Consider the following 19,488-nt stretch of genomic DNA (forward strand, 5'->3'; position numbering starts at 1 on the left):
TTGGATGAATTACGATTATATTATTATCGGCGCAGGTTCGGCAGGAAATGTGCTAGCAGCGCGTTTAACTGAAGATCCGGATGTAAAGGTCCTGTTGCTGGAAGCGGGTGGACCAGATTATCGTCTAGATTTCAGAACACAAATGCCGGCTGCATTAGCTTATCCATTACAGGGACGACGCTATAACTGGGCCTATCTGACCGACCCCGAACCCCACATGAACAATCGCCGTATGGAATGCGGCCGTGGTAAAGGTCTGGGCGGATCTTCACTGATTAATGGCATGTGCTATATCCGTGGTAATGCTATGGATCTGGAACAGTGGGCCAGCCTTAAAGGTCTGGAACACTGGAGCTATGCCGAATGTCTGCCGTATTATAAAAAAGCTGAAACCCGCGATATTGGCGGCAATGACTATCATGGCGATTCAGGCCCGGTTTCAGTCGCAACGCCTAAGAATGGTAATAATGAGCTGTTTCATGCCATGGTCGAAGCTGGGGTTCAATCCGGTTATCCACGTACTGATGACCTGAATGGCTATCAGCAGGAAGGTTTTGGGCCGATGGACCGTACCGTAACGCCGCAAGGCCGTCGTTCCAGTACAGCACGTGGTTATCTGGATATGGCCAAAGGCCGGGATAATCTCACGATTATTACTCACGCCATGACCAACCGGATTCTGTTTAATCGTAATCAGGCAATTGGTGTGGAATATTTTGAAGGACAAAATACCTTACAGCCGATTCAGGTCTTTGCGGATCGTGAAGTATTGCTATGTGCGGGTGCAATTGCCTCACCGCAAATCCTGCAACGCTCCGGTGTAGGTCCGGCCGAACTGTTAAAAAGTCTGGATATTCCTGTGGTTCAGGAGTTGCCTGGTGTGGGTGAAAACCTGCAAGACCATCTGGAAATGTACCTGCAATATAAATGCAAAAAACCGGTTAGCTTATATCCGGCACTCAAGTGGTATAACCAGCCGATGATTGGCGCTGAATGGTTATTTTTAGGTAAAGGTATTGGAGCCAGCAACCAGTTTGAAGCCGGTGGTTTTATCCGCTCTTCCGACGAATTTGAATGGCCCAATATCCAGTATCATTTCCTGCCTGTGGCGATTAATTATAATGGCACCAATGCCATTCATGAACATGGTTTTCAGGCTCATGTGGGCTCTATGCGTTCGCCGTCACGTGGCCGTGTTCGTCTGAAATCCAAAGACCCGTTTGAGCATCCAAGTATTCTGTTCAACTATATGAGTACCGAGCAGGACTGGCGTGAATTCCGCGATGCCATCCGCATTACCCGGGAAATCATGCATCAGCCGGCATTAGATCCCTATCGTGGTGAAGAAATCAGTCCGGGAAAACATCTACAAACAGATGCTGAAATTGATGAATTTGTTCGTAATCATGCAGAAACCGCGTATCATCCATCGTGTAGCTGTAAAATGGGTGAGGATGACATGGCGGTTGTCGATGGTTATGGACGCGTACATGAAATGCAGGGTCTGCGCGTGATTGATGCCTCGATCATGCCTTTGATCATTACCGGCAACCTCAATGCAACTACGATTATGATCGCTGAAAAACTGGCAGACCATATTCGTGGCAAGCCTGCTCTTGCGCCTTCATCTGCACCTTTTTACAAGGCGCCTCGCGCTTAAATCATGGTTTTATTCCTGTTGTCTAGCAAAGCAGGAGTAAAGCGAATTTCAATTTTGTCCCAAAGCGGAGATAAAACCTCGACTGCTTTCGATTTTATCTCCGCTTTGCTTAATACATTTTATATTTTATGAAAATATTCAATCAAACAGTGCTGTTTGGCTGCGCTGCTGTTTCAAGTTTTTACTGTTATGCCGATGATGCGGAAGTAAAAAAAATAGAAGCAAGCGGAAACTTGAGTGTGGTATCCAAATATGTATCCCGTGGTTTGACCAATGCACCTGAAAATGACGACGTTGCTGTACAGGCAGGGCTGAATCTAGCTTACGGCAATTTTTATGTCGGATATTGGGGATCTACGCTTGGATATTCTTATGCAGAAGTGCAGGGGCGTCAGGGACATCGTTCAGACAAATTCGAGCATGATTTTCTGGTGGGTTATACCCATAGCAGCGAAAATTATGACTGGGATCTATGGAACGCAACCTATTATTATCCGGGCGGCAAGCATACTACCGGAAATGAGCTGGGTTTAAATGTAAGTCGTACGTTGAATGATCAGACCAGTATCGGTGCCAGCGTATCAACCTATCTCTATGATGTGGCTTATGCCAATCAGGGCGATACTTTTTATACACTTAACCTGAGCCATCAATTGAATGATCGCCTGAATGCCAGCGTTACGGCAGCAGGGAGCTATTTTAACGATGAAGGCAAATATGAGGGCGGTGAACTGGGCGATACCGAAAAGCAGTTTACCTTTCGTTATGCTTCTGCCGGACTCAGTTATGCGCTTTTACCGCAGTTGAGTGTGTCGGGTGAATATATCTTTGGCGGTTATGACCGCTATGCTGACAAGCAGCGTAATCTTGCAGTATTTGCCCTGAGTTATGATTTCTAAGATTATCTCAGACTAGGCAGGTGAAAATCTGCCTCATCCGCAACCTTGATTGATCATATAATTCATGACTTGAAGTAGATTCATGCTCCTGTAGCTCAGGAAAGACTGAGGGCCTAGTTTAATCTGCCAGAATTTCAGACAAACATTATCAATTTCATAAAATAATTCTATAATAGCGGCCATTCTCGGCAGCGTTATCCAGACACTTAGTCAAATGGCATAACCTGACCATTTTCTATTTTTCATTCAAGTTCTCCTCCGTGAACCGGCTTGTATATTCAGATTCAGCATCTTATCTGTCCGTGACGGCACATAAGAATATTTAGGTATCCACATGGAAATTAAGGTCAATTATCTCGATAATCTACGCCAGGAAGCCAAGTTCGATGACTTCACGGTGATTGCCGATCAGCCGATCCGCTATAAAGGCGATGGTTCGGCACCTGGCCCATTCGATTATTTTCTGGCGTCGTCGGCACTTTGTGCGGCTTATTTTGTCAAAGTATATTGTGCAGCACGTGATATTCCGACTGATAATATCCGCCTTTCGCAAAATAATATTGTTGATCCTGAAAACCGCTATAAACAGATTTTTAAAATTCAGGTGGAACTGCCGGCTGATATTTCTGAAAAAGATCGCCAAGGAATTTTACGTTCGATCGACCGTTGTACCGTCAAGAAAGTAATTCAAACCGGTCCTGAATTTGTCATTGAAGAAGTGGAAAGTATCGATGCAGATGCTCAAGCCTTGTTAATGCCAAGTCTGGCTTCTGATCATACGACTTTCATTCCGGGTAAAGACCTTCCGCTGGAAGAAACCATTGCCAATATGTCTGCAATTCTGGCAGGCCTTGGCATGAAGATTGAAATTGCGTCTTGGCGTAATATCGTGCCGAATGTCTGGTCATTGCATATTCGTGATGCGCAGTCGCCAATGTGTTTTACCAATGGTAAGGGCTCGACCAAAGAAAGTGCGCTGGCATCTGCCTTGGGTGAATTTATTGAGCGTCTAAACTGCAACTTCTTCTATAACGACCAGTTCTGGGGTGAGGATATTGCCAATGCCGAATTTGTGCATTATCCAGATGAAAAATGGTTCCAGCCAGGTCCGAATGGCGAACTACCTATAGAAGTTTTAGATGAACATACCCGTGAAATTTATGATCCTGAAGATGAATTATTGGGTACACATTTATATGACACCAACTCTGGGAACAAGGCTCGTGGCATCTGCTCATTGCCATTTGTACGTCAATCTGATGGTGAAACCGTTTATTTCCCGTCCAATCTGATTGAAAACTTATACCTGAGCAATGGGATGAGCGCCGGGAATACGCTGGCTGAAGCTCAAGTACAATGTCTGTCTGAAATTTTCGAACGTGCGGTAAAACGTGAAATTCTGGAAGGTGAACTCACACTTCCGGATGTGCCTGAGCATGTTCTGGCAAAATATCCAAAAATTGTTGAAGGCATTAAAGGTCTGGAAGAACAGGGCTTCCCGGTTCTGGTCAAGGATGCTTCTTTAGGCGGTCAGTTCCCGGTCATGTGTGTCACCTTGATGAACCCACGTACCGGTGGTGTATTTGCCTCATTTGGTGCCCATCCTAACTTTGAAGTGGCATTAGAACGCAGTCTGACTGAGTTGTTACAAGGCCGTAGTTTTGAAGGCCTGAATGATCTGCCAAAACCAACTTTTAGCAGCAATGCAGTGACTGAACCGAATAACTTTGTTGAGCATTTCATCGACTCGAGCGGTGTAGTGTCTTGGCGTTTCTTCAGCGCGAAATCAGATTATGATTTTGTCGAGTGGGATTTCACTAATAACGCTCAAAATTCGAATGCGGACGAAGCTCAGGAATTATTCACGATTCTGGAAGACATGGGCCATGAAGTTTATATGGCGGTGTATCAGCATCTAGGTGCAACAGCTTGCCGTATTCTGGTACCGGGCTATTCGGAAATTTATCTGGTAGAAGATCTGGTTTGGGACAATACCAACAAGGCTTTGTTATATCGTGAAGATATCCTGAATCTGCACCGTCTGAATGATGAACAATTGGAAGCATTGGTTGAGCGTCTGGAAGAAGCAGATGAGGATGACTATACCGAAATCAAAACCTTGATCGGTATCGAGTTCGATGAAAATACTGAATGGGGCCAACTCACTATTCTTGAACTGAAACTGCTGATTTATGTGGCTTTGCAGCAATTTGAAGAAGCCAAAGATCTGGTTGAGCAGTTCCTGCAGTTCAATACCAATACCGTTGAACGTGGCCTGTTCTACCAGTGCATGAATGTCGTTCTGGAGGTCATTCTGGATGATGAAATGGAACTGGAAGATTATGAACACAACTTCCGTCGTATGTTTGGTGATGCCCGTATGGATGCCGTTTTAGGTTCAATTGAAGGAACAGTCCGTTTCTATGGTTTGACCGAAACCAACATGCAGCTTGAAGGGCTGGATCGTCATCTACGTTTAATTGACAGCTATAAGAAATTGCATGCAGCGCGTGCCAAGTTTGTGGCTCAGCAATAATCCATAGAAGAATGACTAAAATTTTTCGTCATTTGTTTTAAATCTTAAAGATGGCTTACTCGGTTTCGAGTAGGCCATTTTTATCTGTGACCCTATATGCAATCTTTTCTATTTTTCTATTTTTCTATTTTTCTATTTTTCTATTTAAAAATTTATTAATCCCAGCTCCCGAGGGAACTGGGATTACCTAAAAAATTAAAGTGAAGTGTTAGTACTAACTGCTTCAAGATTGGGTATGTGAATGTGAGAAATAAATATATTTTTCTTCTTCACAGGAATTACCTTACATATTCGGGTAATTCGGACCACCACCACCTTCCGGTGTTACCCAGGTGATGTTCTGGGACGGATCCTTGATATCACAGGTCTTGCAGTGCACACAGTTGGCTGCATTGATCTGGAAGCCTTTTGAACCATCATTATTCTCCATGATCTCATAAACACCCGCCGGGCAGTAACGCTGCGCAGGCTCATCCCATGTCGGTAGATTTACTTCTACCGGAATTGAAGCATCGGTCAGTTTCAAATGTGCTGGCTGGTTCTCTTCATGCACAGTATTCGATACAAACACCGAAGACAGACGGTCAAAGGTCAGCTTACCATCCGGTTTTGGATAGTTCGGCTTGAAGCTTTCAGCTGCCTGGGTTTTTAACGCAGCATGGTCCTGAACCAGATCATGCAGGGTGAACGGCACTTTAAATATGTTCTGGTCGATGAAATTGAATGCACCTCCCATCCATTGACCGAACTTGTGCATGGCAGGACCGAAGTTACGTGAGTTATACAGCTCTTCTTTCAGCCAGCTGTTGTTGAACTTGTCGGTATACGTGGTCAGTTCTTTGACAAAGAAATCTTCGCCTTCCACTACACGTGCCACCGCCAGATCACCGCCTTTTTCTACACCGGCAGCAATCGCTTCAAACACCGCTTCACCGCAGAGCATGCCGGATTTCATTGCAGTGTGTGAGCCCTTGATCTTGGCAAAGTTCAGGAAGCCGGCATCATCACCAATCAAAGAACCACCCGGGAAGGTGAATTTTGGTAATGAGTTAAAACCACCTTTGGTCACAGCACGCGCACCATAAGAAATACGCTTACCACCTTCCAGATACTGCTTGATCAATGGATGGGTTTTCCAGCGCTGCATTTCCATGAAGGGATACATATGCGGGTTGGTGTAAGACAGATCTACGATCATGCCCAGAGTCACCTGGTTATTCTCAGCATGGTATAACCACCAGCCACCTGAAGAACCAGTTTCATTTAGTGGCCAGCCGGCACCGTGCATCACCAGACCCGGTTTATGCTTGGCAGGATCGATTTCCCAAAGCTCTTTAATGCCGATACCGTAATGTTGCGGATCCGCGTCCTTGTCCAGGTTGAACTTTTGGATCAGACGTTTACCTAAATGACCACGGCAACCTTCTGCAAAAATCGTATATTTGGCATGCAGTTCATAACCCGGGGTAAAGTTATGTGTTGGTTCGCCATCTTTACCAATACCCATGTCACCGGTTTGAATGCCTTTGACTGTGCCATCTTCATGATAAAGAATTTCAGAGGCGGCAAAGCCCGGGAAGATTGACACTTCGAGTTCTTCAGCTTTCTGGCCTAACCAGCGCACCACGTTGCCGAGCGAGATGACATAGTTGCCATCATTGTGCATGGTTTTAGGCACCATCCAGTGTGGTGCTTCCTGTGATTTTTCATCTGACAGCAGGAAGAAGGTTTTATCTTCAGTCACCGGAACATTCAGCGGGGCACCCTGTTCTTTCCAGTCTGGGAACAGCTCGTTCATGGCACGCGGTTCAAGCACAGCACCAGACAGAATATGTGCACCGACTTCGGAGCCTTTTTCTACGACACAAACGGACAGATCGTTTAAGTTGTTTTCAATTGCAAGTTGACGAATTTTGATCGCAGCAGAAAGACCCGCAGGGCCTGCGCCTACGATGACGACGTCAAACTCCATCGATTCTCTTATTATATCTTCCATAATGTAAAATCCAATTTCGCTATACGATATTTATAGCATTATCTAAATCGGTTATGAAGTTTATTTTTGATCTTTTTATTTGAAATAGGACTTTATCTATTTCACAGCATTAAAAAAGGTTTGCGGCAAATTCTGGGTAAAGTAAGAAGATGTGTAGACTGAGTATTCAATAAAAAGAGCGACTTAATGTCGCTCTGATGATTAATTTTTTATATGTTATTGAGATTCATCGCAATATTATTCACCATGTGAATCAGACGTGGTCCAATTTCATTTTCCAGTTTTTCTTGGTTTAACAGATAACTTGGAGCACCACAGTTAAATGTTAAAATTCCATGTTTGGGATGAACTAGTGGAACTGCCACGGAATTCACATCTTTTGCCCAGTCACCTAGAGACAGACAGTAGCCATAATCCTGATAATCACGGATTGCACGTTCCAGATTACGCTTGATGGTTAGCCACTGATCTTCGTTTCTTTTCTTGATCGCGTCAAATAAATATTCGCGTTCCTTTACATCCATCGCTGCCAGACAGGCGCGTCCCATGGCACTGCTATGAATCGGTAAAGTCGAACCGACAGGGCGGCGCATGGTCAGCGTCGATTCTGTATGTACCACTTCCAGATAAATCATGCTCAAACGGTCACGGGTAGCCATTGCCACAGGGGCTTGGGAATAGCGTGACATTTCTTCCATAAACGGATAAGCCTGAGTCCGTGCAGAAATATTACTCAAAGCTGCATAGCCTAAAGCCAATACACCAACATCCAATAGATATTTCGTGGTATTTGGCAGTTGTTTTAAATAACCTAAAGAAACCAGGGTGCTGGTAATACGCGCTACAGTCGGCTTGGGCAAGTTGGTTAATTGTGCAATTTCCTGATTACCAAGCAATTGATTGGTCGCTGAAAAGCAACGCAAGATTTCCAATCCACGCGCAATAGACGCAATAAATTGAGGATTATTTTCTCTATGAATATGTGAAATCGGATCTAAACGGATTTCATCAAAGTTGGGAATTTCACCAGTTTTATTTTTTGTCATGGTCAGGGCAATTAAAGTTAAATTAATGAATATGATAGCAACATAATTTCACGATACAAAATAAAACACTTCTACAAAAGATAAAATATAGGAAAAAGTGCCGAAATTATTTGTGGTCGAAAAGAATCCTGTTACCCAACTTTGAAGACAATATAAAATCATCTAGTTTTTGAGGTTTAATACGTAGCCAACACATTTAAAAAGTTTCGATTTCTCCGAAAGAGTCAGTGATCGATAAATATTACAGCAAGAAAAAAGGTTTAATTATCTATTCAAAAAAAACTGATAAATAAAACAATCATCCATCAAAATATTTCGTATCGTGAAATTAAATCTTAAACATAAATTAACTGGAATACCAGAAAAATTTCATTTTTTAGTTAAAATATAAAATTTTTAATAATTTCACTTGCTCAAAATGATTTTATATGATTATTTATTTCGTAATACGAAACAAAAATAAGGGTAAAGGAATTTACCTAAATTATATCCATGGAGATTCATATGATTCGTGATCCGGAAATGCTAGACCAACTTCTGTCAACGATTCGCGATTTTGTAAAAAATGAACTGGTGCCTCTTGAGCATGAAGTAGAAGAGAACAACGCCATTCCTGAACATATTGTGGAACAGATGAAAGAGCTGGGCTTGTTTGGCCTGACGATTCCTGAAGAATATGGTGGTTTAGGCATTACCATGGAAGAAGAAATTCTGGTCGCGATGGAATTAGGTCATACATCGGCTGCCTTTCGCTCTTTAATTGGTACTAACAACGGCATTGGCTCAAGTGGCATTGTAATTGATGGTACAGAAGAGCAAAAACAGAAATATTTACCGCGTTATGCCACGGGCGAAATTATTGGTTCATTCTGTTTGACCGAACCGGATTCAGGCTCAGACGCTGCTGCTTTAAAAACCAGCGCTGTCAAAGACGGCGATTATTATATTTTAAACGGAACTAAACGCTTCATCACCAATGCGCCACGCGCCACGACATTTACCGTGATGGCACGTACCAATCAAGAGATTAAAGGTGCTAGCGGTATTTCAGCATTTTTAGTTGAAGCAGGCACACCTGGTTTAAGCCTAGGTAAAATTGACAAGAAAATGGGTCAGCATGGTTCTTATACCTGTGATGTAATTTTTGATAACTGTAAAGTGCATAAAGATCAGCTGATTGGCGGTGTAGAAGGAATTGGCTTTAAAACAGCTATGCGTGTGCTGGATAAGGGCCGTCTGCACATTGCCGGTTATAGCGTGGGCATGGCAGAGCGTATGCTGGAAGACGCACTTAACTATGCAGTGGAACGCAAACAGTTTGGTCAGCCCATTGCGAATTTCCAGCTGATCCAGGGTATGTTGGCAGACTCTAAAGCCGAGATTTATGCAGCCAAATGTATGGTGCTGGATGCTGCGCGTCTGCGTGATGCTGGTCAAAATGTTACGACTGAAGCCTCTTGTGCAAAAATGTTTGCAACCGAAATGTGTGGTCGAGTAGCTGATCGCTGTTTGCAGATTCATGGCGGAGCGGGTTATATCAGTGAATATTCAATTGAACGTTTTTACCGTGATGTGCGTTTGTTCCGTTTATATGAAGGAACCACACAAATCCAGCAAATTATTATTGCGCGTGAAATGATTAAACAGGCAACCGCCTAATCTCATAATTTTAAAATAAGGAAATATTAAAATGACGACAAAAATTAGATTTGATTGGCAAGACCCGTTTTTAATCGAACAGCAACTGACGTCAGAAGAGCGCATGATCCGCGATGCAGCGGCAGCGTACTGTCAAGACAAACTGATGCCGCGTGTACTGGAACAGTTCCGCCATGAAAAAACTGATCCGGCCATTTTCCGTGAGATGGGTGAACTTGGTCTGCTAGGCCCAACCATTCCAGAACAGTATGGTGGTGCAGGTTTAAATTATGTCAGTTATGGTCTGATTGCCCGTGAAGTTGAACGTGTCGATTCAGGTTATCGCTCAATGGCCAGCGTACAAAGTTCTCTGGTGATGGTACCCATTAATGAATTTGGTTCTGAAGAGCAAAAGCAAAAGTATTTACCAAAATTAGCAACCGGTGAATATATTGGTTGCTTCGGCTTGACCGAGCCAGATCATGGTTCTGATCCGGGTAGCATGATTACCCGTGCTAAAAAAGTCGAGGGTGGTTACCGCTTAACAGGCGCAAAAATGTGGATTACCAACAGCCCGATTGCCGATGTATTTGTAGTTTGGGCCAAAGAAGTATCTGCTGAAGGCAATGTCGGTGACATTCGTGGCTTTATTTTAGAAAAAGGCTGGGAAGGGCTTTCTGCTCCAGCAATTCACGGCAAAGTGGGTCTACGTGCCTCAATCACCGGTGAAATTGTGATGGATAATGTCTTTGTACCGGAAGAAAATGCATTTCCAGAAGTACGTGGCTTAAAAGGTCCATTTACCTGTCTGAACAGTGCCCGTTACGGGATTGCCTGGGGTGCGATGGGCGCAGCAGAATTCTGCTGGCATACCGCGCATCAATACACCATGGACCGTAAACAGTTTGGCCGACCACTCGCTGCGAATCAGCTGATCCAGAAGAAACTGGCAGATATGCAAACTGAAATTGCCCTTGGCTTACAGGTGGCTTTACGTTTTGGCCGCATGAAAGATGAGGGCATTGCTTCAGTTGAAGGTACGTCTTTAATTAAGCGTAATAACTGCGGCAAGGCACTGGATATTGCCCGTTTGGCCCGTGACATGATGGGTGGAAATGGCATTAGCGATGAATTCGGTGTGGCCCGTCATCTGGTTAATCTGGAAGTGGTAAATACCTATGAAGGTACCCATGATGTACATGCCCTGATTTTAGGTCGTGCACAAACCGGAATTGCAGCCTTTTGCAACTAAACCTGACATCAACCTCTAGCCAGCATTGCTGGCTAGATTGTTTTACGGGTTTAAGAATTGTGCTTAATCACATCTTTCAATGTATTGCTACGTGATTTCTGCAGAGAAAATTTATCAAGAACTTTGAAAATCATCTTCATACCACTTTGTTCAAGTGTGGTAATGATCAGTAAATATTCTATATTTCACCTAAATAATTAAGTGAAATATGCGTTTTAAAAAGGCACAGGAGTGCCGAAAAGTAGAAAGAGCATTATGGATACGATCAGTTCACAACAACACCCAGTGGAAGGTGGAAACGAACCCAAGCAAAGAGTCTGGATTCTGGCCTTTATTTTCTCATTTTTAGCATTACTGGTTGATGGTGCTGATATTGCGTTATTAGCCTACAGTCTGACCAGTCTGAAACAAGAGTTTTCATTAAGTAATATGCAGGCCGGTGCCTTAGGGAGCTGGACGCTTGCAGGCATGGCTATCGGCGGTTTTTTTGGTGGCTGGGCTTGTGACCGTTTTGGCCGGGTTCGTGTGATCGTCATTGCCATTGCATTATTTTCTTCATTAACCTTCTGGTTAGGATTCGTAGAAAGTTATGATCAGTTCAAATGGCTGCGCTTTACGTCTGCGATTGGACTAGGTGCTCTATATATTGCCTGTAACACACTCATGGCAGAGTATGTACCCACCAAATATCGCTCTACAGTATTGGCAACGCTTATGACTGGCTGGACTTTAGGCTCGGTGGTCGCAACTGTTCTGGCTGGATGGCTATTGCCTGAATTTGGCTGGCGATACCTCTATTATATTGCCATTATTCCAATTGTACTGGCCTTCGCGATGTACTTCTTGGTGCCTGAGCCGAAAGCCTGGTTAGATGCGCGTAAAGCACGCCTGGATGCAAAAGCCAGTGGTATTCTGCAGGAAAAACCAAAAAATACTTTTAAAATGATTTTTGAAGATGCACTTAGCCGCCGCATGTTTATCCTCTGGTCCTTCAGTACCGCATTTTTACAGTTTGGCTATTATGGAGTCAGCAACTGGCTACCGGCGTATTTAGAGACTGATCTGGGAATCAAGTTTAAAGAAATGACCATGTATATGATCGGGACTTTCCTGATCATGATGTGTACCAAAGTTATTGCCGGTTTTATCGCTGACCGGATTGGCCGTCGTGCGGTATTTGCTTTCGGCACTATGGGTACTGCAATTTTTATCCCTGTGATTGTCTTTGGTAATACGCCGGATAATATCCTCTGGCTGATGTTATTTTTCGGTTTTCTCTATGGTATTCCATACGGTATTAATGCGACTTACATGACAGAAAGCTTCTCCACCAAAGTGCGTGGAACAGCAGTGGGTGGGGCATATAACGTAGGCCGACTGGGTGCGGTGTTTGCACCTCTTACCATTGGCTATTTTGCTCAAGGAGGCTCAATTGGTACCGGCTTACTGATTATGGGCATTGCCTATTTTCTTTGCGGCCTGATACCCGCTTTCTTTATTAAAGACCGCTTATTTGATCCACAAAAGGCAGATTAATCTGCACTCGTAATATAGATAGAACATGCTAGGAAGCAATATGATGAATAAAATCACGCAGGATATCGAGACGGTACTTAAGCAAATTCCTGATGGTGCACACATTATGACCAGTGGTTTTGGCCTGGCAGGTCAGCCGGTAGAATTAATCGAAGCATTAATTGACTTTGGTCCTAGAGACTTAACCATTATTAACAACAATGCAGCTTCTGGAGATCGTGGTCTAACCAATCTGCTGTTGTCTGGACTGGTTAAAAAAATGATCTGTTCATTTCCACGGGCCAATAACTCAACCGTCTTTGAAGATCTGTATAAAGCCGGAAAAGTTGAGCTGGAACTGGTGCCACAAGGCAATCTGGCCTGCCGTATTCAGGCAGCCGGTGCAGGCTTAGGAGCTGTTTTTACTCCAACCGGTTTTGGTACCAAAATAGCTGAGGGTAAAGAAACCCGTAATATCAATGGAAAAGATTATGTGCTGGAATATCCGATACATGCTGATTATGCCTTGGTTTATGCCAATCAGGCAGATCAGTGGGGCAACTTGACCTACCGTAAGGCAGCACGGAATTTTGGTCCGATCATGGCCAAAGCAGCAAAAACCACCATTGCACAAGTCCATCAAGTTGTGGAACTGGGAGAACTTGATCCAGAGATCATTGTAACGCCAGGAATTTTTGTACAGCATGTGGTCAAGGTTGGAGATATTAAATAATGAATATTCAAAAACGTAGTCGTGAACAGATTGTAGCTAAAGTTGCACAAGACATTCCAACCGGCTCTTTTGTAAATTTGGGTATTGGTTTACCGACACGCGTAGCAGGTTATTTAAAACCTGAACAAGGAGTAATTCTACACTCGGAAAATGGCGTTTTAGGTTTTGCTGCATTGAGTGATCCTGAACAGGCAGATGATGATCTGATTAACGCCGGCAAAGAACTCGTAAGCATGTTGCAAGGTGGCAGTTTTATGAATTCTGCCGACTCTTTCGATATCATGCGAGGCGGGCATCTGGATATCTGTATCATGGGGGCTTTTCAGGTCGCTATTAATGGTGATCTGGCGAACTGGCATACCGGTAATGCTGATGCTGTACCTGCTGTAGGCGGTGCGATGGATCTGGCAGTGGGTGCTCGCTGTGTCTATGTTTGCATGGAACATGTGACCAAAAACGGTGAGGCAAAAATTGTTGAAGAACTGACTTATCCTCTAACAGGTAAACATTGTGTCAACCGTATTTATACTGATTTGTGTGTGATTGAATTAAAAGACCTACAAGCTCAGGTTATTGAAATAGTGGATGGCTTAAGCTTTGAAGAATTACAACAGCAGACAGGCTGTAAATTAGTGGACAGTCGTCAACAAGCAGCCTAAAAATAAGTCCGCAATATTCTGATTAAGTAAAAGTATAGTTTTAGATCACAGCTTCGGCTGTGATTTTTAAATTTTAGAATTATTATAAAATACACGTAATATTGACCGTATTTCCGTATTTCCGTATTTCCGTATTTCCGTATTTCCGTATTTCCGTATTTCCGTATTTTAAAGATATAAATACAAACTTTTGCTAATGATTATTTTAATAATAAGTCTAAAATGTTAAGAAGCTAAGGAAGGTGATAGTCTGAATGAATAATAATTGTGATGATCAAGAAATTTTTCATATTTTTAATCTGATTGGTCGCCATACTGAACTTAAGCCTATCCTCGATGTCATTAGCCAGTGGCTTGAATCGCGCATTCCAGATGCGCTTGTCACCATTATGCTCTATCAGGATGACACCCAAACTTTAAATGTTATAAGTGGCAAACAGCACTTTTCAAAAGAGTACTGTAATGCTATTCAAGATTTGAAAATTGGGCCAAATCAAGGATCGTGTGGCGTAGCTGCTTTCTTACGTCAGTTGGTCATTAGTCCGAATTTAATGAAAGACCCAAACTGGCAGTCTTACCGTGCTTTGGTAAATGCAGAAAAATTGTCTAGCTGCTGGTCTATGCCGATTATTAATGCTTCAGATATTTTGTACGGAACGTTTGCCACTTATTATCGAACACCGAAAATACCGACTGAACATCATATTCAGCTTTTACAGCAAGCGGCAAAATTAGTTGCTCTGGCAATTGAGCTTGATCAAGAACGTCAAAAAAGACATGAGCTTAATGAAAAATACAGCTCATTTTATACCTATCATCCAGATATTATTTTTGAACTTGACCTACAGGGACATGTGCTTAATACCAATATTGCTTGCGAAGAAATTACAGGTTTTTCTAAAGCGCAAATCCATGGTCAGCACTATTGTGCCTTCATACCGCCCGAATTCCATGAACTTGCTAACGTTTCATTTTCAGAAGCGGCGCAAGGTAAATCTCAACATTATGAACTTCCAATTTATAATGTTGCAGGCGATATCTTATGGCTGGATCTGACCAATTTACCGATTATTCAAAATCAGAAAGTCACCGGTATTATTGGCATTGCCCGAGACATTACTGTATCGCGTGAAAACAAGGAGTCTCTACGATTATTAAAACGGGGGGTAGAGGCCAGTCCGAATAGTCTTTTTATTACCGATGTCTCTGAAGAAAGGCTAATGGTGTATGTAAATCCGGCTTTTCTAAAGCTCACCGGTTATACAGCAGCAGAAGTATTAGGACAAAGCTGTTTTTTCTTACAGGGTCCAGATACTGATCCGGATCAGATTGCATTACTCAAGCAAGCGGTCAAAGAACAAAAAGAAATTCAGGTGACTATAAAAAGTTACTGTAAAGATGGTAGCTGGTTCTGGAATCGTTTAACTATAGGTCCTATTTTTGACCAGACAGGAACCTGCACCCATTTTTTGGGGATTCAGGAAGATATTACCCAGCAACGTATTCACGAAGAATATATTCAGCATCAGCATACCCATGACCATTTAACCGGTTTACCGAACCAGTATGCATTCAAACAGATTCTGGAAAATATTTTTGAAGCACAGCACGAGAGCTCACAACCTTTAGTCTTGCTGTATATAGATCTGGATGATTTTAAAAATATCAATGACAGCTTAGGTCATCTGGTGGGTGACCAGATTCTCAAAATTGTAGGCGAGCGGCTGCAAAAATTTGTTCAAGGCAATAATGTGCTATGCCGCTTCGCTGAAGATGAATTTATTTTGCTGCTCTCAGGGACAGATGAGCATACTGAAGTCGAGGCGATCGCCGGAGAAATTCTTGATCTTCTTTCCATGCTGTTTATTGTTGATCAGTACAAAATACATTTAAGTGCCAGTATTGGTATTGTGGCAGATGACAGTTCGATCCATCATTCTTCTGAATTGATCTACCAGTCTGTTTTGGCGATGCAGGAAGCCAAAAGACAAGGTCGTAATATGTGGCAGTGGTATGAAAAAACCAGAATGCAGCCTGTCGCAGAAATAGACTATACCAATCTGCGTCTGGAACTCATGGAAGCGATCAATCAAGAAAATTTTGACCTGTTCTATCAGCCGCTGGTTCATCCTGAAACTGGACTGGTAACAGGTGTAGAAGCTTTAATCCGTTGGTGCCATCCACAGCAGGGTTATATTTCCCCAGCGATTTTTATTCCACTTGCAGAAAGAACTGGGCAAATTATTAGTGTAGGTCAATGGGTATTGGAAAAGGCCTGTTTAGATATTGCCGAGTGGAACAAGACACACAATAGCCAGATCACGGTATCGGTGAATATTTCTCCTTTGCAATTCCGTAGAGCAGGCTTTTTGCAGGTGCTTGAACATGCACTTGAACTCAGTCAATTACCGCCGGAATTACTTAAAATTGAAATCACGGAAGGTGTCATCATTAATGGTGCAGATCGAACCATAGAAATTTTGAAAGCAGTGCGTGCTTTAGGTGTACAGGTCGCCATTGATGACTTTGGCACAGGTTATTCGAGTCTCAGTTATCTGCGTCGCTTGCCGATTAATCAAATCAAGTTAGACCGTAGTTTTATTGAAGAGCTGACCCTCGATGGTCAGGATGCTGCAATTGTGCAATCGATTATTCATCTAGCCCATCAGCTGGATCTGGAAGTTGTCGCGGAAGGGGTCGAAACCGTAAGTCAAGCCAGTTTACTCTATCAACAGGGTTGTGATCTGCTACAAGGCTTCTTTTATGCAAAACCTGCACCTTTAACTGAATTGAAGCCTGTTTATCTCGCAATGGAAAATAGTAAATTGAATTAACTCTAAAAGTTAAGATATCAATATTTTCAACCGCTCTTCAGATAGAAAGGAAACGTTAAACAGGCTTAAAGAATTTTTCTATTTTATCAGCGTATCATCTCTATAATTTATGCTCGGTACAGAAAGCGGGATAAAAAAATAAGCTTTTAACCCCAAAGGTTTTTAACAGTATCTAAGGCTCAGGCTGAATATTGGCTAAATTTCTTTCTTGGTTTAAATCATAATAGTTAATCAAAAAGATCAACACGGCAAAAATAAAACCTAAAATGACACAGGCAGACCAGCCATAGCTTTTCCATAAATGCAGCGATAAAAATGCCCCCAGACCGGCACCTGAAAAATAACAGGTCATATAGATGGCATTAATCCGCGAGCGAGCCTGCATTGAAATTCGATAGACCAGATTCTGGTTCAAGACATGCAAACAGGAAATTCCAAAATAAGCCAGAATCAAGCCCAGGATATAAATCCATAAATAATTCTGGGCAAAGAATAAGGGAATCCAGGCCAGAATCAGTCCGCATGTGGCCAGATGCGCAATCCATTTTTCCCGATGCCTGCCAATCATTTTACCGGTCCATTGAGAGGACCAGATGCCGACCACACCCACAATACCCATGAGACCAATCTGGAAATCATTAAAATGATACGGTGCTTCAGCCAGAATAAAAGTCATGGTAGTAAAGATAATACTCAGCATGCCAAAACCCAAACCTCCGATCATACTACGCCGGATCAGCATGGGTTCTGTTCGGGCAAAGGTAAATAGTGAGCGATAAATTTGCAATATATTCATCTGCAACTGGCTCTTGGCACTCGGCAACTGGAACCACATGGCCAGACTTAGCAGAAGAATTGCACAACCACTAAATAGGTATACCGCATGCCAGGACCATAAAGTAGAAATCAGTCCGGCCACGGTACGGGCAAATAGAATACCAACCAGAACACCACTCATGAGCAGGCCAACGACTTCGGCACTTTTATCACGTTGCGACAGGCTGGCGGCAAAAGGAATCAGAATCTGGGTGGTGATCGAACAAAAAGAGGCGAGCAGAGTAAAGCCATATAACATATGCAGATTGGTACTGGCTGAAAGCCCAATAAGTGCCAGTCCGGTACACAACATCAAACTGCAGATATACAGCCGTTTTTCAAATAAATCCCCCAAGGGGACAAATAAAAATAATCCGGTGGCATAGCCAATTTGGGTCAGCACTACAGTCCAGCCAGACTGAGCTACACTAATTTGCAGATCCTCTGCAATAGAATAAATCAAAGGCTGGTTAAAATAATTACAACCTGCGCAGAGTGCACAGGTCATTGCCATCATGAACATGAAACGGCGTGAAATTTGCCCTTGGGCTGACATCCTTGTCTCCTGAGGCTTTAAAAACTATAGTTGGCAGAAAGGTTGATACGCGAAATATCTGCTTCCTTATTGTCAAAGGTTTCGCGCTTGCCATGATGATATTCTGCACCCAGATTAATCTTTGGAACAGGAGAGTAGATCACGTTGGCCACATAGTCCGTTAAACGTTTATTGGTTTCAGGATTCGCGCGTGCATAGTCGCTGGAATCATCAAAATCAACAACACTGGCATTAATACTACTACGTAGTTTCGGCGTAAATTTATGTGTGAAGCCAATATTTATACTATTGAACTCATTCAGTAAAAGTTCATTATTGATTGGATCGACTGAATAATCGCCACCCCAGGCAGCACCATCGGTTGTTGAACCTTGAGTCAAGAAAGCTGCAATACGCTGATCACCGACCATATGGAAATAGTTCCCCTGAATTGAGTTTTGATCATCTAAACGGTAACGTCCACCAACGCCCACACCCCAGCCAACTTTTTCAATATCACCTGTATCTGTTTGCGCTTGCTTTTGATTGACAAAGCCTTGAGCTAATAAATGAAGAGGGCCTGATTGATGAACATATTTAGTGCTTAAGGCAGGTAAGGCAGAAGAACGATCGCCACCGGCCATGTACTCCAGACCGACATTCCAGGTATTTTCCGGATCAAGTTTGAAAGCATAGCTCACCTGAGGTGTACGTAAGACTGATCCACCCAGGAACAAGCTGTAGTCGACAGCTTCAGTGCTAATCTCTGGTGTTGACATCAATGACCAGGCCTGACCAAACGTCCAGTTATAGTATTTTAAGTGTGCATGACGGATACGTAATCCACCATCGCCTTTACCATTGTTGGTCCAGAAGTCGGCTTCTAAACGAGCAGAAACATTCGGATTGCCTCCTAGATCTTTGGCCAGGAAACCAATCCGGCTGGCAGCCGCAGTAAAATCGGAACGTACAGAATCCGGTTCAGTAAAAGGTACTTTATTAATCTGGTTAATGGTACGGCCACGGGCTTCAGTAGTACTTTTGAAATCGACTGCACCATCAAAGCGGATCAAGCCATAAACATCGACATTATCTACCATTGAACTCAGCGTTTTAGAGTCTTGCGCTTTGGCTTGTTCCTGCTGGTTCTTTAATGCAAGTTGCGCGGCTTTTTGTTGTTCTAGTTCTGCCTGGATTTGCTTTAACTGTGACTCAAGAAATTGCATACGGTCTTCAGAAGCTTCTGCTGAAAATGCCTGTGCTGAAGCAATACCACATAATGTCGCTAAAACTAATTTTTTCATTTCTTAATCCCTAAAGAAATTTTTAATCCTGAATGAAAGGAGACCTTTCTATACTGACGTGTTGT

Annotated in this window: 13 protein-coding genes; 9 read left to right on the forward strand and 4 right to left on the reverse strand. The window is 43.0% G+C overall.

Annotated features, from left to right (window positions below):
* Positions 1-4 precede the first annotated feature (4 nt).
* From betA to FTT73_RS03395, 3 genes are all read left to right on the forward strand, one after another.
* Positions 5-1,660: a choline dehydrogenase gene (gene betA, locus FTT73_RS03385; RefSeq protein WP_005096915.1), complete on the forward strand. Its 1,656-nt coding sequence runs from the start codon at positions 5-7 to the stop codon at positions 1,658-1,660.
* A 128-nt stretch (positions 1,661-1,788) separates the two neighbouring features.
* Entirely contained in the window at positions 1,789-2,559 is a 771-nt protein-coding gene (locus tag FTT73_RS03390; protein ID WP_005096914.1) for a hypothetical protein, read from the forward strand.
* A 334-nt stretch (positions 2,560-2,893) separates the two neighbouring features.
* The gene (locus tag FTT73_RS03395) at positions 2,894-5,095 is read left to right on the forward strand and encodes an OsmC domain/YcaO domain-containing protein (RefSeq protein ID WP_005096913.1); all 2,202 of its coding nucleotides are present in this window, start codon (positions 2,894-2,896) and stop codon (positions 5,093-5,095) included.
* Between the two features lie 283 nt (positions 5,096-5,378).
* Here the strand turns inward: FTT73_RS03395 and FTT73_RS03400 are convergent, their stop codons facing one another.
* Both FTT73_RS03400 and FTT73_RS03405 read right to left on the reverse strand, forming a co-directional pair.
* On the reverse strand, positions 5,379-7,091 hold the full coding sequence (locus FTT73_RS03400; protein ID WP_180077870.1) for an electron transfer flavoprotein-ubiquinone oxidoreductase: 1,713 nt from the start codon (positions 7,089-7,091) through the stop codon (positions 5,379-5,381).
* A gap of 209 nt (positions 7,092-7,300) precedes the next feature.
* Positions 7,301-8,137 (reverse strand): IclR family transcriptional regulator, encoded by an 837-nt coding sequence (locus tag FTT73_RS03405; protein ID WP_005096911.1) that lies wholly within the window; start codon positions 8,135-8,137, stop codon positions 7,301-7,303.
* A gap of 504 nt (positions 8,138-8,641) precedes the next feature.
* Between FTT73_RS03405 and FTT73_RS03410 the strand changes: the two genes are divergently transcribed.
* The 6 genes from FTT73_RS03410 to FTT73_RS03435 all read left to right on the forward strand — a co-directional run bounded on the left by FTT73_RS03410 (position 8,642) and on the right by FTT73_RS03435 (position 16,768).
* The gene (locus FTT73_RS03410; protein WP_005096910.1) at positions 8,642-9,796 is read left to right on the forward strand and encodes an acyl-CoA dehydrogenase family protein; all 1,155 of its coding nucleotides are present in this window, start codon (positions 8,642-8,644) and stop codon (positions 9,794-9,796) included.
* Positions 9,797-9,827: 31 nt separating this feature from the next.
* The gene (locus FTT73_RS03415; protein ID WP_005096909.1) at positions 9,828-11,027 is read left to right on the forward strand and encodes an acyl-CoA dehydrogenase; all 1,200 of its coding nucleotides are present in this window, start codon (positions 9,828-9,830) and stop codon (positions 11,025-11,027) included.
* A gap of 255 nt (positions 11,028-11,282) precedes the next feature.
* Entirely contained in the window at positions 11,283-12,563 is a 1,281-nt protein-coding gene (locus tag FTT73_RS03420; protein WP_004646972.1) for an MFS transporter, read from the forward strand.
* A gap of 40 nt (positions 12,564-12,603) precedes the next feature.
* A complete protein-coding gene (locus FTT73_RS03425) occupies positions 12,604-13,275 on the forward strand; it encodes a 3-oxoacid CoA-transferase subunit A (protein WP_004730985.1) in 672 nt (223 codons plus the stop codon).
* Positions 13,275-13,934, forward strand: a complete 660-nt coding sequence (locus tag FTT73_RS03430) for a 3-oxoacid CoA-transferase subunit B (protein ID WP_005096908.1) — start codon at positions 13,275-13,277, stop codon at positions 13,932-13,934. Before FTT73_RS03425 ends, FTT73_RS03430 begins: the two co-directional genes overlap by 1 nt.
* 254 nt (positions 13,935-14,188) lie before the next feature.
* Positions 14,189-16,768 carry an EAL domain-containing protein gene (locus FTT73_RS03435; RefSeq protein WP_180049420.1) on the forward strand — a complete coding sequence of 860 codons (2,580 nt, stop codon included), beginning with the start codon at positions 14,189-14,191 and terminating at the stop codon, positions 16,766-16,768.
* A gap of 172 nt (positions 16,769-16,940) precedes the next feature.
* Here FTT73_RS03435 and FTT73_RS03440 read toward each other — a convergent pair whose 3' ends face one another.
* Both FTT73_RS03440 and FTT73_RS03445 read right to left on the reverse strand, forming a co-directional pair.
* Positions 16,941-18,140 (reverse strand): MFS transporter, encoded by a 1,200-nt coding sequence (locus tag FTT73_RS03440; protein ID WP_005266389.1) that lies wholly within the window; start codon positions 18,138-18,140, stop codon positions 16,941-16,943.
* 17 nt (positions 18,141-18,157) lie between these two features.
* Positions 18,158-19,423: a DcaP family trimeric outer membrane transporter gene (locus FTT73_RS03445; protein ID WP_180191013.1), complete on the reverse strand. Its 1,266-nt coding sequence runs from the start codon at positions 19,421-19,423 to the stop codon at positions 18,158-18,160.
* Between the last annotated feature and the right edge of the window lie 65 nt (positions 19,424-19,488).

It is taken from the genome of Acinetobacter sp. YH01006 (assembly GCF_013420445.1).
Taxonomy (GTDB): domain Bacteria; phylum Pseudomonadota; class Gammaproteobacteria; order Pseudomonadales; family Moraxellaceae; genus Acinetobacter; species Acinetobacter pseudolwoffii.